This window comes from Thermomonospora echinospora, from assembly GCF_900108175.1.
In the GTDB taxonomy this organism is placed as follows: Bacteria; Actinomycetota; Actinomycetes; order Streptosporangiales; family Streptosporangiaceae; genus Thermomonospora; species Thermomonospora echinospora.
The window spans coordinates 21,643-38,656 of sequence record NZ_FNVO01000025.1 but is presented as its reverse complement, the minus strand read 5'-3'; the positions used below and the strand labels follow the sequence as shown (position 1 = coordinate 38,656).

Below are 17,014 nucleotides of genomic sequence, written 5' to 3'. Positions count from 1 at the left end.
GGCGGCTCAGTGGGGTCGGCGGGGGGTGGACGCGGGGGCGGGCCGTATCGGTTTGAGTTGCAGTGCCCGCCACCGGGACGGAAGGAGCGCATGGTGATCGTTCTCGGTTTCAACGGCTTCAGCAAAGGCGCCGGGCTCTTCGCGCGGTACTACCGGGCCACCGGGATCGACCGGCACATGCTCTTCGGGCACGACTCCGGGGCCTGCCTGGTGGTGGACGGCAGGCTCGTGGCCGCCGTGGAGGAGGAGCGCCTCAACCGGGAGAAGAAGACCTCCGCGTTCCCCCTCAACGCGATCCGCTGGGTGCTGGACGAGGCCGGGCTGTCGCTCGGCGACGTGGACGCGTTCGCGTTCTCCTGGCGGTTCTCCGACGAGGTGCTGAACGCGATGATCGCCGAGATCGCCGACGGGGAGGGCACCGCCGACCAGAAGTTCGGCCGGCTGAAGCGGCTCACCTCGATCTACGAGGGCATGTTCAGCCGGGCGGCCGTGCTCGGGGACTTCGAGGAGCACACCGGGTTCCGCATCGACGGGGACCGGCTGCACACCGTGCCCCACCACATCGCCCACCTGATGTGCGGGTACGGCGTCTCCGGCGGGGCTGACACGGCATTCCTGATCAGCGACGGGCGCGCCGAATGGCTGTCGGCGATCATGGGTGAGGTGCGTGGCGGTGAAGTGCGCGTCTTCGACGACGCGAGCATCGATTCGCGGCATTCACTGGCCATGCTCTTCGGAGTCATCACCCGCTACCTGGGATTCACGCCGAACAATGACGAGTACAAGGTCATGGGACTGGCGGGTTATGCCGAGCCCGAAGGGACGCCGCCCGGAAATCCCCTCCTGGAGCACGTGCTGACGCTGCGGCCGGGCGGGACGTACGAGATCCCCTACCACCCGCGGGCCGTCCGGGCCTACTACGCGCTGTTCGACCGGATCTTCGGGACTGGGCCGGACGGCCGCGAGGACTTCGGCTTCCGGGTGCGGGTGGCGCGGGCCGCGCAGGAGATGGTCGAGGTCGCCACCGCGCACCAGGTGGCCGCGCTGCGCGGGCGCAGCGACCTGCCCCGGCTCGTGTTCGAGGGCGGGCTGGCGCTGAACTGCGTGAACAACACCAAGCTGCTGGAGGAGTCGGGCTACGACGAGGTGGAGGTCAGCTACGGCGCGAGCGATCCCGGGGTGGCGATCGGGGCGGCCCTCCACGTCGCACACCAGGCGGGCGACGCGATCGTCCCGCCGGTCTCGCCCTACCTCGGCCCGCAGTTCGACGACGCGACGATCACCGCGGTCCTCGCCCGGTACGCCGGCCGCGTCCGCAGCCGGGAGTTGGACGACGTGGCCGCCGAGACGGCGGCGCTGCTCCAGGAGAAGGTCGTCGTCGGCTGGTTCCAGGGCCGTACCGAGTACGGGCCGCGCGCGCTCGGCAACCGCAGCATCCTCGCCAACCCGAGGTTCGACGACATCAAGGACATCATCAACACGCGGATCAAGCACCGTGAGCCGTTCCGGCCGTTCGCGCCCATCGTGCTGGAGGACGCCGCCCCCGACGTCTTCGTCATGGGCAAGAAGCGGACGTCGCCGTACATGACGTTCGTGTTCCCCGTGCAGCCCGCCCACGTGGACGCCATTCCCGGTGCCGCCCACGTCGACGGGACCTCGCGGATCCAGACGGTGACGCCGGAGGGGAACCCGCTGATGGCCGCGCTGCTCGCCGAGTTCACCGCGCTGACCGGCGTCCCGTGCCTGATCAACACCTCGTTCAACGTCGCCGGCGAGCCGATCGTGAACGCGCCCGAGGACGCCGTCGCGTGCTTCCTGAACACCGAGATGGACTACCTGGTGCTCGGCCGTCACCTCGTCACGAAGGTGTGACCTGCGGCAGGTACACCGGCCGCAGCGCGCCGCCCGTCCCGGCGGCGAGGGCGGCGAGGAGGTCCGTGCGATGCGGGGCCCGGCCGTCCAGAACCACGGCGGCCGGGCCCCGCGTGTCCAGGACGAGGCGCGCGCAGAAGCCCGCCACGTCCGGCCCGGACACCTCCCCGCCGACCAGCAGGAACCGTGTCGCGCCCTTGCCGGGCGCGGCACTCACCATGCCGAGCCGCACCCGCCCCGGCCCGTCCGGTGCGGGTTCCTCGGCGGCGTGCGCGAGGAAGTAGAGCGTTCCGCCCTCCGCACGGACGGACTCCCGCAATGAGGGCAGTTGCCGGGCCCGCCAGCGGGCGAGGGCGGGCGGCAGCCCGGCGGTGCCGAGCGGCCGGGCGGCGGTGAGGCCTGCCCGTTCCAGCATCCGGGTCAGCGTCACTGGGGCGATCTGGACGCCGAGGTCGCGCCGCAGCAGCGCGCACAGCACCGGCCGCGTCCACAGCTCGCCGTCCAGGCCCACCTCCCGCGGCCCCTGCCCGGCCAGCCGCACCAGCACCTCGCGGACCTGCTCCCAGGCCAGCTTCGGCGGCCGTCCCGGCACGGGACGCGCACGCAGCGCCTCCGCGCCGCCCTCCCGGTAGGCGGCCAGCCAGCCGTACACCGTGGAGCGCCGCAGTCCGAGCCGCTCCGCCACCTCGGGGGGCCGCACCCCCTCCTCCACCCAGCGCATCGCACGGAAGCGCAACTTCTCCAGGGTCCGGTGGTCCAGCCTGCGGCCGTCGTCCTCGCGCACGCGGACACGTGATCAAAGTCCAGTTACTTTTGAACGCGATAATGGGGCCTAAAAAGCATCCGAAAAGGGGGTGACGTCTACCGCCGGCCATGACACCATTTGACAAATAGGACTTTTCGCCGGTTGCGGAGGGGTGCTGAAGTGATCATCTGGAACCGGCGGGAATGGCGCCACTGAGGGTCCTGGTGTGCGACGCGCTCCCGCTCGTGCGGGACGGACTGCACACCATCCTGGACGCACAGCAGGACGTGGAGGTGGTGGACGCCACCGAGAGCGGCATCCACGCAATCATGCTCGCCCGCACCCGGCGGCCCGACGTCATCGTCACCGGCCTCCAGCTCGTCGGCGTGTCCGGCCTGGAGCTGATCCGGCGGCTGCGCGCGGAGGGCCTGGACCCCGAGCCGCGGGTGGTGGTGCTCGCCATGAGCCACAGCGACGAGACGGTGACCGAGGTGCTGCGCGCCGGCGCCAACGGCCTCCTCACCGAGGACGCCACCCGCGAGGAGGTGGTGGCGGCCATCCGGGCCGCGGCGCGGGGCCAGACGATGCTCTCCCCCACCGTCACCGAGCGGCTGGTCGACTGGTTCCGCCGGCGCGAGGTCTACCCGCACGAGCTGCTGCGCCCGGCCGTCGCCGCGCTGACCCCGCGGGAGCGCCAGGTGCTGCTGCTCGTCGCGCAGGGCCGTTCGACGGAGGAGGTGGCGGGCGAGCTGTACATCGGCGTCAGCACCGTCCGCACGCACCTGCACCGGCTGCGCGCCAAGCTCGACCTCAAGGACCGGGCCCAGCTCGTGTCGTTCGCCTACCGCTCCGGGCTCATGTCTCACTGAACCGCCGCACCGGCCGCCGGCCGAGGGCCCGCCGGGCGCGGGCGGCGACGGCCTCCGCGGTGATCCCGGCGCGGGCGACCAGGTGGGCCTGGTCGCCCGCGCCGGGAACGAAGGCGTCCGGCACCGCGACGCGGAGGACACGGGGGCCGCCAGGCAGCTCGGCCGCGGCCTCGGCGACGGCCGAGCCGAGGCCGCCGGAGGCCCAGTGCTCCTCGACGGTGACGACCGGGCCGGGGCCGGCGAGGACGACCCCGGCGTCCAGCGGCCGCACGGTGTGCACGTTGAACACCCGAGCCTGGACGCCGTCCGCCGCCAGCAGCGCGGCGGCGTCCAGCGCCGCGAGCACGGGATAGGGGCCGGTGGCGGCGATCGTGACGTCCGCGCCGTCCCGCAGGAGCTGAGCCCGGCCGAGCCGCGGCGGCTCCAGGCCGGGCGGCGGCTCGGGCGCGGCCTTGCGGCCGAGCCGCATGTAGACCGGTCCGGGCACGTCCGCGCACTGGCGGATCAGCTCCTCCGCGGCGTCCGCGGTGTGCGGGACGAGCACCGTCATGCCCGGCAGCAGCCGCATGACCGCGAGGTCCTCCAGACAGTGGTGGGTGGGGCCGAGGTGCCCGGCGGCAAGGCCGTCGTGCGTCGCCATGATCCGTACCGGCAGCCCGCACAGCGCGATGTCGATCTTGACGGCCTCCAGCGCCCGGGTCGCCGCGAACGCCGCCATCGTGTTGACGTAGGGAACGAACCCGGACTGGGCCAGCCCGGCGGCGACGCCCATGAGGTTCTGCTCGGCGATGCCGAGGTTGACATAACGGTCGGCCGCACCGCCGAAGTCGACGCCCGCGAACAGGCCGGTGTCGCTGTCCAGGCACACCACCCGCGGGTCGGCGGCCATCAGCTCCGGCACGAGGTCACGGTAAGCGTCCCGGCACGCCCGCGCGCTCACCGGCCCGTTCCCCCGTCCGCACGCCGCGCCGCCCGCAGGACAGCGTGGGCACGTCGCCGCTGCCGGTCGCCGAGGCGGGCGTAGTGGCTGCGCACCTGGCCCTCCACGAAGGGCAGGCCCCGCCCCTTGACCGTACGGGCGATGACCGCCACCGGGCGGTCCGGCGGCCCGGGCTTGCCGAGGACGTCCACCAGGGCGCCGAGGTCGTGGCCGTCGACCTCGACCACCGCCCAGCCGAACGCCCGCCACCGGTCCGCCAAGGGCTCCAGCCCGACGACGTCCTCGGTGCCTCCGGTGATCTGGAGGCCGTTGCGGTCGACCACGGCGGTGAGCCCGTCCAGCCGCAGGGACGCGGCGGCCATGGCGGCCTCCCACACCGAGCCCTCCTGGAGTTCGCCGTCACCGAGGACCACGAAGCAGCGGCGCGCCGATCCGGACAGCCGCGCGGCCAGCGCGAACCCGACGCCGAGCGGCAGGCCGTGCCCGAGCGACCCGGTCGGGACCTCGACGCCAGGGATGGCGGGGGTCGGGTGCGCGGAGAACCGGCCACCGGGCTCGGCGTACCCGGCGAGGTCCTCGGCGGGGAAGAACCCACGCTCGGCGAGCACCGCGTACAGGCCGATGCCCGCGTGCCCCTTGCTCAGCACGAGCCGGTCTCGGCCGGGCGCCTCCGGCTCGGCGGGATCGACGCGCAGCACCGCGAAGTACAGCGCCACGAGGATTTCCACCAGCGACATCGAGCCGCCCAGATGGCCGCCCTCGACGCTCGCGCACATCTCGACGATCCGCTCCCGGACGCGCGCGCAGTGCGCCTCCAGGTCCGCCGCCTCCACCGACTCGCTCATCCGGGGCCTCCTTCGTCCGCGGCCAGTTCGATGCGGGTCGCCGCACCCGCCAGGGCCCGGCTGAGCGGGCGGTCGCGGCGCCCGTCGGCGACCAGCACCTCGGGCACCCCGGCGGCGAGCGCCTCACGGGCGGCGACGAGCTTCAGGCCCATGCCGCCGCCCCGGTACGGGGGCGGTCCCGCCGCCGGGACCGCGCAGGCGGCGAGCACCGAGGCCTCGTCCGCCGGGTCGGCGAGGACGCCGGGCGCCCCGGTGAGCAGCACCAGCGTCCCGGCGCCCACCGCGCCCGCGACGGCGGCGGCGACACGGTCGGCGTCGGCGTTGACGGGGCGGCCGTCCTCGGCGAGGGCGGGCGGCCCCACAACCGGCAGCACGCCCGCGGCGAGCAGGGTGTGCAGCAGTCCGGCGTCGACGCCGGTGATCCGGCCGCTGTGCACGTCGCGGACGACGACGCGCCGCCCGTCCTCCCACGCCCGATGCGCGGCCTTGCGGCGCGCGCGCAGCAGCCCGCCGTCCACACCGCTCAGCCCGACCGCGCGGACACCGTGGGCGTGCAGACGGGCCACCAGGCGCGGCCGGACCAGCCCGCCGAGGGCGAGCTGGACCACCTCCAGCGTCGCCGCGTCGGTGTGCCGGGTGATGATGCCGTCGAGGGCGGTGAGCCGCCGGGCGGGCACCCCGAGTCGTGCGCCGAGCCGGTCGATGTCGGCGGAGCCGCCGTGCACGAGGACGGTGGGCCGCCCGGTGCGGGCGACCGCGGCCACGTCGGCGCACACGGCGTCCGGGTCGACCGCCGCGTGGCCGCCGGCCTTCACCACGAGAGGGCCCAGGGGGGAGCGCTGCGCGGGCATCAGACCGGGTGCAGGCCGGGGAAGGCCAGGCCGGTCCGCTCCGGCCAGCCCCGGCGGACGTTGAGGGACTGCACGGCGCCGCCCGCGCCGCCCTTGACGAGGTTGTCGAGCGCCGCGACGAGCGTGGCGCCGCCGCGGCCGTCCACCGCGAACCCGACGTCGCAGAAGTTGGCCCCGGCGAGGATCTTGGGGTCGGGCAGCCGGTGCGGGCCGCGGCGCCGGGCCACCAGCCGGACGAACGGCTCGTCCGCGTACCGTTCCCGGTAGGCGCGCCACAGGTCCCGTTCCCCGGCGCCGCCGGTCAGCCGGACGTGGCAGAGCACCTGCACGCCGCGGACGGCCTCGACACCGGTCGCGGTCATCCGCACCGCCAGCCCGGTGGCCTGGGCGATCTCCGCCTCGTGCCGGTGGCCCGCGGGCGCGAACACCCGCAGCGCGCCGCTCCGCTCGGCGTGCGTGTTGGCCGGGCCGGCGGTGGCGCCCGAGCCGCTGGAGCCGGTGCGGGCGTCCACCACGACGTCCGGCTCGATCAGCCCGGCCGCCGCGGCGGGCGCGAGGGCCAGGATCGCCGCGGTCGCCATGCAGCCGGGCACGCTGATCCGGTCGGCGTCCGTCAGCTCCTTGCGGTACAGCTCGGGCAGTCCGCAGGCGAAGCCGCCGAGCAGGTCGGGCGCGGTGTGCGGCGCGCCGTAGTAGCGGGCGAACACGGCCGGGTCGCGCAGCCGGAAGTCGGCCGACAGGTCCACGACCAGCCCGGCCAGGCCGAGGAACTCCGGCATCCGCGCCATCGTCTGCGTGTGCGGCGCGGCCGCGAACAGCACGTCCACCGGTTCCAGCGTTTCCGGGGAGACGAACGTCAGATCGGTGACGCCGCGCAGGTTGGGATGGGCCGTGTCCACGGAGCGTCCCGCCAGCCGTGCGGACGTCGCGGCGGCCACCTCGACGTGCGGATGCCCGAGCAGCAGCCGCAGCAGCTCGCCGCCGATGTAGCCGGAGGCTCCGACGATCCCGGCGCGCACGCGTTCAGGCATCGCCGCCCGCTTCCAGGCACGCCTTCCGCGTGACCAGGTGGTCGGCGATGTGGCCGGCGACGTCGATGCCGGTGGCGTCTTGGAAGCCGGTGAACTCCACGCCGTGGTTGACCTCCAGGACGCGGGGGCGGCCGTCGGCGTCCTCGATGAGGTCGACGCCGGCGATCTCGGCGCCGGTCGCGTCGGCCGCCCGTACCGCGAGCTTGGCCTGGTCGGGCCGGAGCGCGAGTGCCTGGGCGGAGGCGCCGCGCGCGACGTTGGCGCGCCACCCCTCCGTCCGGTGCCACGTCGCGCCGAGGGCCTCACCGCCGACCACCACGACGCGGATGCTGCGGCCGCCCGCGACGAGCTCCTGCGCGAGGACGATGTGCGCGCGGGGCGAGGGCAGCGCGGCGACGTGCTCCAGGACGGCAGCGGCCATGGCGCGGTCGGCGACCCGGGTGACCAGCCGTCCCCAGGAGCCGACCAGCGGCTTGACCACGGCGGGATAGCCGAGCTCGTCCAGCGCGGTGAGCGCCGCCTCCGGGGTCAGTGCGAGGTGGGTGCGCGGGGTGGGCAGGCCCGCCTGCCCGAGGGCGAGCGCCGTGCGCCACTTGTCGCCGCACACCTCGGTGGCGGCGGCCGAGTTCACGACGACGGCGCCCCCGGCCTCCAGCAGGGTGCCCGCGTAGACGGCCCGCGCGTGCCCGATCTCCCGGTTGAGCACGAGGGGGCGGTCCGCCGCGGACCCGGTCGGCGCGCCCGCCAGCGTACGGGTGTCCGCGTGCGCGCAGTCCACGCCGCGGCGGCGCAGCGCCGCAAGGATGCGCTTCTCCTCGGCCCGCACCCGGGAGGCGAGCACGACGACTGGGCCGTCCGTCAGGGGACCGCTCACTCTCCCCAGTCCTCCTCGACCTCCGGCGCGGGGGCGAGCGCGACCGGGTCCACGCCGACGACCTCCAGCTCGCCGGCGCACTCGGGGCACGCGACGATCTCGTTGAGGTGGGGCGGCTCGGCGAGGACCACCGCGCCCTCGCACTCCGGGCATCTGATCATGGGCATCCCTTCGAGCCTTCGAGGCGGGGCGTCCGGGCAGGACGCGCTGCGATCGTAGGGAGGGCGGTGCCGCCCCGGCCGTCGTCCAGGTGTCGAATCGAGGTGGACGCGGGGGGCCGGCGGGGTGGACGGCCCCGGGCCGCCGGTGTCAACGCGCGGCTGACGGAACCCGGCGGGGTGGGTGTGAGCATGACCCGAGCGATGGACCGCACGAAGAGCAGGGGGTTCCATGCCCGCGCCCGCCTACCGCCCGTTGACCGTGGTGCAGCTGCCGCCTGCGCCGTCCCCCGGCCTGCTGGACGACCTCGCCGAGCTCGCCGGGCGCGGCCGGGTGCTGGCCGCCGGCCCCCCGAACGCGGTGGACGCGCTGCGCGGCCGCGGCCTGGAGGTGCTGGCCGGGCAGGACGCCCGCGCCCTGGGTGTCCTGCTGGACCACGCCGACGCCGTCACGGTGGAGGCGGCGAGCGCGGCGGACGTGCTGGCCCTCGCCCGCGACCTCGACGCCGACCACGTACGGCTCGCACCCGGCGCGGACGGCCTCGACCTCGACGGCCTCGCCGCCGACGTCGTCGTGTGCGCCGAGGGCACGCTGTCGCCGTCGGCCGGGACACGGCTGTGGCGGACCGCGGCGCCCGCCGCCGACCTCGAACTGCTCTCGCGGGCCGTGCAGATCTCCTCGGTGTCCGGCGACGAACGGGACCTGGCCGAGTTCCTCGCCGCCTGGTGCGCCCGGCAGGGCATCGACGCGGAGGTGGACGCGGCGGGCAACCTGGTGGCGACGCGCGGGACGGGCCCGCGGCGGCTGCTGCTGCTCGGGCACCTCGACACCGTCCCGCACCGCTGGCCCGCCCGCTGGCACGGCGACGTCCTGACCGGGCGCGGCAGCGTGGACGCCAAGGCCAGCCTGGTCGCCTACCTCCAGACGCTCGCCGAGCTGGACGTCCCAGAGGGCGCGCAGGTCAGGGTCGTCGGGGCGGTGCAGGAGGAGGTCACCTCCAGCGGCGCCTTCCACGTCCGCGACCACTACCCCGCCGACGCGGTCGTGGTCGGCGAGCCGAGCGGGGCGCACGCGCTGACCGTCGGCTACCACGGCCTGTGCAAGATTCTCCTGGCGGTCCGCGAGCCCACCGCGCACACCGCCGGGCGTGGCGTCCGCACCGCCGCCGACCGCCTGGTGGACGCGGCGGCCGCGGTCCGCTCCGCGGTGGCCGCGCTCAGCCCGGACGCGCTCGTGGCAGTGCTCGGCGTGGACGCCCGCAACCACGGCGACGTGCAGGCCGGGGACGCGGTGATCGACGTGCGGGTGCCGCCGGGCGTCGCCACCGCCGACCTGCGCGCCGCCGTCCGCGCGGCCGTGCCGGCCCCGGTGACCGTCGGGTTCCAGCGCTGCACGCCGGGCGTGGCGACGCCGCGTTCGTCCGGCCTGGTACGCGCGTTCACCCGGGCGCTGCGGGCCGCCGGGAGCACGCCCCGGCACCTGGCGAAGAAGGGCAGCAGCGACATGAACACCCTCGCCACGACGTGGGAGGGCGTCCCGATGGTCGCCTACGGGCCCGGCGACGCCCGCCTCGACCACACCCCGCACGAGCGGCTCGACGCCACCGAGTACCGGCACGCCCGGACGGTGCTGGCGGCGGCCGTCCGGGACTGGCTCAGCTCCCCTTCCTAGCGCCGCGGGCGGCCAGCGGCGCGAGCGGCAGCGAACCCAGCACCAGCACGGCGGCCAGCGCGAACGTCGCAGGGTAGCTCAGCTCGGCGACGGCGCCGCCGACAAGGCCCGCGATGCCGACGGACAGGTCCAGGAAGGAGCTGACGGCGCCGAGCGCGGCGCCCCGCTCCGATTCGGGGGCGCGGTCGATCGTGATGAGCGCCAGCGACGGGTAGAGCAGGGTGAACCCGCCGCCCGCGACGAGCGCGCCGAGCGCGGTGATCCACCATGACGGCCCGAAGCCGATGAGCAGCAACCCCACCGCCTCGCACACGCTGGACACCGTGATCACCGCGACCGGGCCGACCCGGTCGGGCAGCCGTCCGGCCAGCAGCCGCACGCCCACGTACGCGGCGCTGAAGACGCTGAGCAGCACCGGCCCGTTCGGGATGCCGCGGTCGGCCAGTGCCAGGGCGCCGAAGCCGACGAGCACGGCGTACCCGAACGCGCCCGCGCCGAGCGACAGGCCGGGCAGGATCGCGGCGGGCGGCAGCAGGCGGCGGGACACGGCCGCGCCGGTGTCGGGATCACCCGGCAGCCGGGACAGCACCAGCAGCGCCACGACCGGCAGGGCCACCGTGGCGACCCACACGGCGGTGTAGGAGCCGGTCCGGTAGAGCAGCTCGCCGAGGGCGGGACCGGCCGACAGGCCGCTCCACATCGCCAGGCCGTACCAGCCGACGACCTGGCCGCGGCGGTGCTCGGGCGCGAGGTGCACCGTCCACACCGAGCCGGCGGTGAACAGCAGCGCCTCCCCGACCCCCATCACCAGGCGCGCGGCGAACAGGCCGGACAGGCCGAGAGGCAGCGTGTAGAGGACGCCGACCACCACGGCGATGCCCGCGCCCGCCGCCATCACCCGGCGGCAGCCGAACCGCTGCGCGACCTGCCCGCCGTAGGGGCGGCCGAGCAGCGCGACCACGGCGGTGCAGGTGAACAGGGCGCCGACGGCGAGCGGAGAACCGCCGTACTCGCCGACCACGAGCCGCGGCAGCACCGGCACCACGGCGCCGAAGGCGGTGAAGGTGGTGAACAGGGCGATGAGCAGCCCGGCGAACACCTTCCACCAGGCGACCTGCGGGGCGTCCTCCGCGACGGTGCGGGGCGGCGCGCCGGAGGGCGCGGTGGGAGGCGCGTCGCGGGACGGGTGCTCCATCAACCGAGCCCGCGGGTGTTGCCGCCGTCGACGAGCAGCACCGTCCCGGTGACGAAGGACGCCTGCTCGCTGGCGAGGAACGCCACGAGCGCGCCGAAGTCCTCGGCGCGCCCGACCCGGCCGAGCGGCAGCCCCTTGGCGACCTCCGCGACGGCCTGCTCGACGTCCTCACCGAACTGCTCGTCCAGGGCCTTGGTGCGGTGGAAGCCGGGCGCGAGCACGTTCACCGTGACGCCCCGCGCCCCGAGGGAGTCCACCAGCCCCTTGGCGAAGCCGAGCACGCCGAGCCGCGCCACCGCCGACAGGCCGGTGGCGCCGAGCGGCTGCCGCACCGCCTCCGAGGTGATCATCAGGATGCGGCCCCAGCCCGCCTCGGTGAGGAACGGCAGGGCCGCGAGCGCCACGGCGACGTGCGGGATGGTGTTGCCGGTGAGCGCCTCCCGGTAGACGGCGGTGTCGAAGGCGTCGACCGGGCCGTGCGGCACGCCGCCGGAGTTGGTCACCACGATGTGCAGCGCGCCCATCTCGGCGGCGGTGTCCCGCACCCAGGCGCCGGCCGCGTCGTCGTCGGTGAGGTCGACCGAGGTGCTGAGCACCCGGCCGGGGCCGCAGGCGTCGATCTCGGCGTGCGCGCGGGCGAGCCGCTCCGGGTCGCGGGCGCAGATCGCCACGTGCGCGCCCTCCGCGGCGAAGGTGCGGGCGACGGCGAGCCCGAGCCCGCTGCTCGCCGCCGCCACCAGGGCGACCCGCCCGGTGAGTCCGAGGTCCATCGCGTCTCCTCCCCGGCGCGCCGCGCGCCGTCGTCGGTGTGTCCGGCGGCCCGCCGTCAGGGCCGCAGCGGGTAGTGGTAGCGGTGCAGCAGCGGGGCCGCGAGGACGGTGGCGACCGCCGCGTCGGCCGGTGCCAGCCCCTCCCGCCAGGCGCCGTCCGGCCGGATCGCGACCGGGCCCCGCCGCAGCCGGTCGGGGTTGCCGGTGACGGTGTGGTTCGCGCCGAGGACGGCGGTCCCGTCGGCGGCCACGGGCGGGTCGCCCGGCAGCCCAGCGAACGCCATCACCCGGGCGATCGTCGCGGCCGGATCGGCGGCCAGGTCCTCGTGGCGGACGCGCAGGTAGCGGCCCGCGGCGGCGCGCCCCGCCAGCTCGGATGCGACGTTCGCGGCGACCCAGTGTCGGGTGCTGTCGACCGGTGTGCGCGGGTCGATGTAGTCCTTGCTCTTGCGGTAGGAGTACGCGATGGCCCGGGGGTCGCGGACGAGATGGACGATCCGCAGATCGAGGTCCGGGCGGCCCAGCAGCGCGGCGGGCTCGGCCGGGTACTTCGAGCCGTCCACGATGGTGCGGGCCCCGCTGTGCCGGGCGACGGTCGCGTAAAGGCCGGCCATCCGGTCGAGGGCTTCGCGCACGCCGGGGGCCGGGGCCCGGTCGCCTCGGGCCTCGGCCAGGCGGCGCCGGGTGTGGCGGGTGCGGAACAGGGCCTGCTGCCAGGACTCCATGCGCCGGGCCTCGCCGGGGTCCTGCTCGGCGAGGACGGCCGCCCAGAGGGGACAACCGTCCAGGTCCTCGCCACATCCGCACAGCGTGTTGGTGCCGGTCCGCAGGACGCCGTTGCGCCACAGGTAGTGCAGCTCGCCGGCGTGGAACACCCCGGGCAGTTCGTTGAGGACGTTGCCGAGCAGGGTGCTGCCCGTCCGCAGCCATCCCGTGATGTACAGGACGCGGACGGGCGCGTCAGTCATCGGACAGCAGGAGGAAGTGCTGGGGCAGGTGCAGGGCGAGGCCGCTGCGGGTGCGCGCCTCCACGGTGTCGGTGCCGTCCGGGCCGGCGCCCCGGTGCAGGACGAGCGACCCGACGCCCGGGTCGAGCAGGGTGACGGCGGCCTTGAAGTCGCCCAGCAGCACCTGGCCCTCGGCGATCATCCGCGTGCGGGACACCATGATCCCGGCCGCGTTGAGCAGGCCGAGCAGTCCCGCGCGGACGAGCCGCCAGTAGACGGCGGGGTGGACGACGATGCCGTCGCAGGAGCCGCCGGTGGTCTCCACCTCGGCGGCGGCCGCGGTCAGCACGTCGCCGAGGTCTCCGGCGAGCGGGCCCCGGCGCGCCTGCGGGAGCGTCAGCAGCCCCTCGATGACACCGTCCGGCGTCCCGTGCAGGAGCGCGTCGTTCTCCACCGCCGACAGGCGCACCAGCACCCGGTAGTCGATGAAGGCCGCCAGCAGGGACGGCTCGTCCACCAGGCCCTTGGGCAGCGGGACGGTGACGCTGAGGTCGGTCAGGCCGGCGGACCGGACGGAGGAGGTGAAGCCCGACTCCGGCACGGTCGCGTAGGTGGTGCCCGCGTGCGCGGGGCCGGCCTGCGGCGCCTCGTGAACGTAGGGGACGGCGCGGTCGGGCACCGTGGCCGTCTTCAGCAGGTGGCGCACCGCGTAGCGGGGGCGGGTGGCGAACAGCGGGAACGACTGGGGAAGCGCGACCCGGAACGGCACGACGACGTCGGTGCCCTGCGGGGCGCCCGCCACGGCCCAGGCGAACTCCTCGCCGGGGGTGCGGCGGCCGAGGGCGGGGTCCGCCAGCGCGACGCGCTGCGCTGCGTGGTCGATGGACATGCGTGTCCCTTCTGCCGGGTTCAGCTCAAGCCGATCTCAGCTAAGGACACCGTGGGCCTCCGCACATCCACACGGGGAGGACGAGCCTCGACGTGGCGTTGAGGCCCGCGTCCATGGTGGCACTACGCGGGCCCGCGCGGGTGTCCACATGTTGTCGACGCCGGGAGGTTTCCGCGCCGCCGGACCGCCTCGCAGGATGCGGGCATGCCGACCCTTCCGACAGCAGATGCCGACACCTGGCGCGCCTCCGGCTGGTGGCGCGACGACACCTTCCTGGACGACCTGCGCCGGGCGGCCGAGGCGACCCCCGACGGGACCGCGCTCGTCAGCCGGCGGGTGGACGGCGCCCCCCGCGAGACGCTGACGTGGGCCGAGTTGGCGGACACCGTCGAACGGCTCGCCGCCGGCCTCGCCGGGCTCGGGGTGCGCCGCGGCGACGTGGTCGCCGCCCAGCTCCCCAACGGCTGGCGGTTCGTCGCACTCGCCCTGGCGTGCGCGCGGATCGGCGCCGCGATCGGCCCGATCGTGCCGATCATGCGCCGCCGGGAGGTGGAGTTCGCGCTGCGGCTGACCGGCAGCCCCGTCTACGTCGCGGCGGCCGAGTGGCGCGGCTTCTCCTACGGGGACATGGTGGCCGAGATCGCCGCCGACCTGCCGGGGCTGCGGCACCGGGTGCTGCTCGACGCCCCCGCGGGCGGCGGGCCCGGCGTGCTGGACTTCGACCGCGACCTGCTCGGCGGGGACTGGGCGCCGGTGCCGGCGGACGCGGCGGCGGGACCGGACGACGCCTTCCAGGTGATCTTCACGTCGGGGACGACGGGTGAGCCGAAGGGGGTCGTGCACTCGCACAACACCCTGTACGCGATGAACCGGGCGCAGGCCGACGTCCTGCACCTCACCGGCGACGCGGTGACGGCGATGGGCTCGCCGACCACCCACCAGGCCGGCTTCACCTGGAACTTCCTCATGCCGCTGCTGCTCGGGGCGACGTCCGTGCAGGTCGACTCCTGGGACGCGGACGCGATGCTGCGGATCCTGGAGGAGGAGCGCGTCAGCTTCTTCATGGGCGCGCCGACGTTCCTCGCCGACCTCATCGAGGCGCAGCGCCGCGCGCCGCGCGACCTGTCCCGGCTCACCGTGTTCGCCACGGGCAGCGCGCCGATCCCGCCGGTGGTGGTCGAGCAGGCCGGGGACGTCCTCGGCTGCCGCCTGTACGCGCTGTGGGGCATGACGGAGAACGGCTGCGTGACGATCACCCGTCCGGAGGACCCGCCGATGCGGGCGGCCGAGAGCGACGGCACCCCCGTCCCGGGGATGGAGGTGCGCATCGTAGGAGACGGCGGGGGCGCTGTCGGGGCGCTCCAGGTCCGCGGGGCGAGCCAGTGCCTCGGCTACTTCCGCCGGCCCGAGGTGTACGCGGCGTCGCTGACGCCCGACGGGTGGTTCGACACCGGCGACCTCGCGCGCGGCGACGGGTACGGCGGCATCCGCATTGCCGGGCGGGTCAAGGACCTCATCTCCCGCGGCGCGGAGAAGATCCCGGTCGTGGAGGTGGAGGCGGCCCTGCTGCGCCACGCGGCCGTCCGGGACGTCGCGGTGGTCGGCTACCCCGACGAGCGGCTCGGCGAGCGGGCCTGTGCGGTGCTCGTCTGCCGGGGACCCCGGCCGAGCCTCGCCGACCTCCAGGCGCACCTGGCCGGGCTGGGGATGGCCAAGCAGTACTGGCCCGAGCGGCTGGAGTTCATCGACGCCCTGCCCAAGACCCCCTCCGGCAAGATCCAGAAATTCGTGCTCCGCGAGCGGCTGCGCGGCGAGGGCTGAGGAGGCCCCATGGACTTCGCGTTCTCCCCCGACCAGGAGGCCCTGGCCAAGCGGATCCGGGAGTTCACCGCCGAGCGGATGGCGCCGCTCGCCGCCGAGGCCGACCGGACGGGCCGGTTCCGCGACGGCCTGTTCGCCGAGCTGGCCGCCCAGGAGCTGTTCGCGCTCGGCGTTCCCGCCGCCTACGGCGGCCGCGGCGCGGACTCGGTGAGCCTCGGCATCGCCTTGGAGGAGCTGGCGGCGGGCGACCTGACCCCCTGCTACGCCGTGCTGAACGCGGCGCTGATCGGAGCGATCCTGGACGGCAACGCGACTCCCGAGCAGTGCCGGCGATGGCTGCCCGCCGTCGCCGCCGGGGAGTCCGTCCTCGCGCTCTGCCTGACCGAGCCCGGCCACGGGACGGACGCGGCGAGCGTGGAGATGCGGGCGGAGGAGTCGGGGTCCGGCTGGGTGCTGCACGGCGTGAAGACGTCCACCATGCTCGGCGCCTACGCGACCCACGGCGTGGTGTTCGCCCGCACAGGTGGTCCCGGCGCCCGCGGCGTCACCGCCTTCTTCACTCCTTTGGACGCGCCCGGCATCACCCGTACGCCCCTGCACGACCTCGGCAGCCGGGCCGGCGGCCGGTCCACCCTGGCGTTCGACGGGGTGGCGGTGGGGGCGGATGCCGTCATCGGCGGTCCGGGCCTTGGGTTCGTCCAGGTGATGCGGGGGTTCGACTACTCGCGGGCGCTGATCGCCCTGATGGCCGTGGGCGCCGCGTCGGCGTCCCTGCGCGAGGCCCTCGACCACGCCCGTGTCCGGGAGACCTTCGGCCGTCCCATCGGCACCTACCAGGGCGTCGCGTTCCCCCTGGTGGAGCACGCCACCGCCCTGCACATGGCCCGGCTGGTGGCGTACGAGGCGCTCTGGCGCAAGGACGCCGGCCTCGACCACCGCATGGAGGCCAACATGGCCAAGTGGTGGGCTCCCAAGGCCGCCGTGGACGCTGCCCACCAGGCCCTTCTCACCTTCGGGCACCAGGGCTGGTCCGAGGACCTCCCCATCGCCCGCCGTCTCCGCGACCTCATCGGCACCGAACTCGGCGACGGCACCGCCGGCGCCACCCGCCTCGTCCTGGCCCGCCGGCTCCTCGGCCGCGAGCACGCCCCCTGATCCGCGCCGCCGCAGGCCGGCAGCGCCGAAGCGGACCGCTTTCGGCCCTTCGCCGGCCGCTCCGCATCGGGTCGTAGGGCCGTTCGTAGGGGACCAACGTCCCTACAACCAGACCCGCCGCAGGTGGAGCCTTGAGGTGTCAGACACCGCAGCCTCCGGCAGGAGCCATCATGAGCAGACAGATCGTCCTGGGCACGGACATCCCCTCGGTAGCCGCTCTCGAACACCGGGTCCGCACCCTGGAGTCCACGGTGGCCGCCCTGTTGGAGAGCGTCGCCATCCTGTCCAGGACGATGGGCGAGCCGTCCACGGCCATTCCCCTAGACACGTCCATTCCTCTGGAGCAGGAGCCCGGCGACACCGTCCGCGTACACGGCTGA

Annotated in this window: 17 protein-coding genes; 6 read left to right on the top strand and 11 right to left on the bottom strand. The window is 75.2% G+C overall.

Annotation, left to right across the window (positions count from 1 at the left end):
• Positions 1-90 precede the first annotated feature (90 nt).
• Positions 91-1,872, top strand: coding sequence for a carbamoyltransferase family protein (locus tag C4U03_RS34145; protein ID WP_200827660.1), 1,782 nt, complete (start codon positions 91-93; stop codon positions 1,870-1,872).
• Here C4U03_RS34145 and C4U03_RS34140 read toward each other — a convergent pair.
• Entirely contained in the window at positions 1,859-2,656 is a 798-nt protein-coding gene (locus C4U03_RS34140) for a helix-turn-helix domain-containing protein (RefSeq protein WP_103943944.1), read from the bottom strand. The genes C4U03_RS34145 and C4U03_RS34140 overlap by 14 nt on opposite strands.
• Before the next feature lie 164 nt (positions 2,657-2,820).
• On the opposite strand from C4U03_RS34140, the gene C4U03_RS34135 reads away from it, so the two are divergent.
• On the top strand, positions 2,821-3,486 hold the full coding sequence (locus tag C4U03_RS34135) for a response regulator (RefSeq protein ID WP_103943943.1): 666 nt from the start codon (positions 2,821-2,823) through the stop codon (positions 3,484-3,486).
• Here the strand turns inward: C4U03_RS34135 and C4U03_RS34130 are convergent.
• Genes C4U03_RS34130 through lysW form a run of 6 tightly spaced genes read right to left on the bottom strand, consistent with a single transcriptional unit; the run spans position 3,473 to position 8,188 of the window.
• Entirely contained in the window at positions 3,473-4,426 is a 954-nt protein-coding gene (locus tag C4U03_RS34130; RefSeq protein ID WP_268817569.1) for a transketolase family protein, read from the bottom strand. The genes C4U03_RS34135 and C4U03_RS34130 overlap by 14 nt on opposite strands.
• The gene (locus C4U03_RS34125; RefSeq protein ID WP_103943942.1) at positions 4,423-5,271 is read right to left on the bottom strand and encodes a transketolase; all 849 of its coding nucleotides are present in this window, start codon (positions 5,269-5,271) and stop codon (positions 4,423-4,425) included. The genes C4U03_RS34130 and C4U03_RS34125 overlap by 4 nt, the downstream gene beginning before the upstream one ends.
• Positions 5,268-6,122 carry a [LysW]-aminoadipate kinase gene (locus C4U03_RS34120; RefSeq protein WP_103943941.1) on the bottom strand — a complete coding sequence of 285 codons (855 nt, stop codon included), beginning with the start codon at positions 6,120-6,122 and terminating at the stop codon, positions 5,268-5,270. The genes C4U03_RS34125 and C4U03_RS34120 overlap by 4 nt, the downstream gene beginning before the upstream one ends.
• Entirely contained in the window at positions 6,122-7,153 is a 1,032-nt protein-coding gene (gene argC, locus C4U03_RS34115) for an N-acetyl-gamma-glutamyl-phosphate reductase (protein ID WP_103943940.1), read from the bottom strand. The genes C4U03_RS34120 and argC overlap by 1 nt, the downstream gene beginning before the upstream one ends.
• Positions 7,146-8,027 (bottom strand): RimK family alpha-L-glutamate ligase, encoded by an 882-nt coding sequence (locus C4U03_RS34110; protein WP_103943939.1) that lies wholly within the window; start codon positions 8,025-8,027, stop codon positions 7,146-7,148. The genes argC and C4U03_RS34110 overlap by 8 nt, the downstream gene beginning before the upstream one ends.
• A complete protein-coding gene (gene lysW, locus C4U03_RS34105) occupies positions 8,024-8,188 on the bottom strand; it encodes a lysine biosynthesis protein LysW (protein ID WP_103943938.1) in 165 nt (54 codons plus the stop codon). Before lysW ends, C4U03_RS34110 begins: the two co-directional genes overlap by 4 nt.
• A 229-nt stretch (positions 8,189-8,417) precedes the next feature.
• Here lysW and C4U03_RS34100 point away from each other — a divergent pair, with 229 nt between their 5' ends.
• Positions 8,418-9,857, top strand: a complete 1,440-nt coding sequence (locus C4U03_RS34100; RefSeq protein WP_103943937.1) for a M20/M25/M40 family metallo-hydrolase — start codon at positions 8,418-8,420, stop codon at positions 9,855-9,857.
• Here the strand turns inward: C4U03_RS34100 and C4U03_RS34095 are convergent.
• Genes C4U03_RS34095 through C4U03_RS34080 form a run of 4 tightly spaced genes read right to left on the bottom strand, consistent with a single transcriptional unit; the run spans position 9,841 to position 13,658 of the window.
• Entirely contained in the window at positions 9,841-11,052 is a 1,212-nt protein-coding gene (locus tag C4U03_RS34095) for an MFS transporter (RefSeq protein ID WP_103943936.1), read from the bottom strand. The genes C4U03_RS34100 and C4U03_RS34095 overlap by 17 nt on opposite strands.
• Positions 11,052-11,822, bottom strand: coding sequence for an SDR family NAD(P)-dependent oxidoreductase (locus C4U03_RS34090; protein WP_103943935.1), 771 nt, complete (start codon positions 11,820-11,822; stop codon positions 11,052-11,054). The genes C4U03_RS34095 and C4U03_RS34090 overlap by 1 nt, the downstream gene beginning before the upstream one ends.
• Before the next feature lie 56 nt (positions 11,823-11,878).
• Positions 11,879-12,790, bottom strand: a complete 912-nt coding sequence (locus C4U03_RS34085) for a sulfotransferase (protein ID WP_103943934.1) — start codon at positions 12,788-12,790, stop codon at positions 11,879-11,881.
• Positions 12,783-13,658, bottom strand: coding sequence for a family 3 encapsulin nanocompartment shell protein (locus C4U03_RS34080; protein ID WP_200827658.1), 876 nt, complete (start codon positions 13,656-13,658; stop codon positions 12,783-12,785). Before C4U03_RS34080 ends, C4U03_RS34085 begins: the two co-directional genes overlap by 8 nt.
• Before the next feature lie 204 nt (positions 13,659-13,862).
• Between C4U03_RS34080 and C4U03_RS34075 the strand changes: the two genes are divergently transcribed.
• The 3 genes from C4U03_RS34075 (at position 13,863) to C4U03_RS34065 (ending at position 17,014) form a co-directional block, all read left to right on the top strand.
• Positions 13,863-15,479, top strand: a complete 1,617-nt coding sequence (locus tag C4U03_RS34075; protein WP_103943933.1) for an AMP-binding protein — start codon at positions 13,863-13,865, stop codon at positions 15,477-15,479.
• A gap of 9 nt (positions 15,480-15,488) precedes the next feature.
• Positions 15,489-16,634 (top strand): acyl-CoA dehydrogenase family protein, encoded by a 1,146-nt coding sequence (locus tag C4U03_RS34070; protein ID WP_103943932.1) that lies wholly within the window; start codon positions 15,489-15,491, stop codon positions 16,632-16,634.
• A 170-nt stretch (positions 16,635-16,804) separates the two neighbouring features.
• Positions 16,805-17,014, top strand: coding sequence for a hypothetical protein (locus C4U03_RS34065; protein ID WP_103943931.1), 210 nt, complete (start codon positions 16,805-16,807; stop codon positions 17,012-17,014).

What these genes read in the sequence shown, in the direction of transcription:
- C4U03_RS34145 (WP_200827660.1), top strand. Translation starts at nt 91, where the DNA reads ATGGTGATCGTTCTCGGTTTCAACGGCTTCAGCAAAGGCGCCGGGCTC.
- C4U03_RS34135 (WP_103943943.1), top strand. Translation starts at nt 2,821, where the DNA reads ATGGCGCCACTGAGGGTCCTGGTGTGCGACGCGCTCCCGCTCGTGCGG.
- C4U03_RS34125 (WP_103943942.1), bottom strand. Translation starts at nt 5,271, where the DNA reads ATGAGCGAGTCGGTGGAGGCGGCGGACCTGGAGGCGCACTGCGCGCGC.
- C4U03_RS34120 (WP_103943941.1), bottom strand. Translation starts at nt 6,122, where the DNA reads ATGCCCGCGCAGCGCTCCCCCCTGGGCCCTCTCGTGGTGAAGGCCGGC.
- argC (WP_103943940.1), bottom strand. Translation starts at nt 7,153, where the DNA reads ATGCCTGAACGCGTGCGCGCCGGGATCGTCGGAGCCTCCGGCTACATC.
- lysW (WP_103943938.1), bottom strand. Translation starts at nt 8,188, where the DNA reads ATGATCAGATGCCCGGAGTGCGAGGGCGCGGTGGTCCTCGCCGAGCCG.
- C4U03_RS34100 (WP_103943937.1), top strand. Translation starts at nt 8,418, where the DNA reads ATGCCCGCGCCCGCCTACCGCCCGTTGACCGTGGTGCAGCTGCCGCCT.
- C4U03_RS34095 (WP_103943936.1), bottom strand. Translation starts at nt 11,052, where the DNA reads ATGGAGCACCCGTCCCGCGACGCGCCTCCCACCGCGCCCTCCGGCGCG.
- C4U03_RS34090 (WP_103943935.1), bottom strand. Translation starts at nt 11,822, where the DNA reads ATGGACCTCGGACTCACCGGGCGGGTCGCCCTGGTGGCGGCGGCGAGC.
- C4U03_RS34085 (WP_103943934.1), bottom strand. Translation starts at nt 12,790, where the DNA reads ATGACTGACGCGCCCGTCCGCGTCCTGTACATCACGGGATGGCTGCGG.
- C4U03_RS34080 (WP_200827658.1), bottom strand. Translation starts at nt 13,658, where the DNA reads ATGTCCATCGACCACGCAGCGCAGCGCGTCGCGCTGGCGGACCCCGCC.
- C4U03_RS34075 (WP_103943933.1), top strand. Translation starts at nt 13,863, where the DNA reads ATGCCGACCCTTCCGACAGCAGATGCCGACACCTGGCGCGCCTCCGGC.
- C4U03_RS34070 (WP_103943932.1), top strand. Translation starts at nt 15,489, where the DNA reads ATGGACTTCGCGTTCTCCCCCGACCAGGAGGCCCTGGCCAAGCGGATC.
- C4U03_RS34065 (WP_103943931.1), top strand. Translation starts at nt 16,805, where the DNA reads ATGAGCAGACAGATCGTCCTGGGCACGGACATCCCCTCGGTAGCCGCT.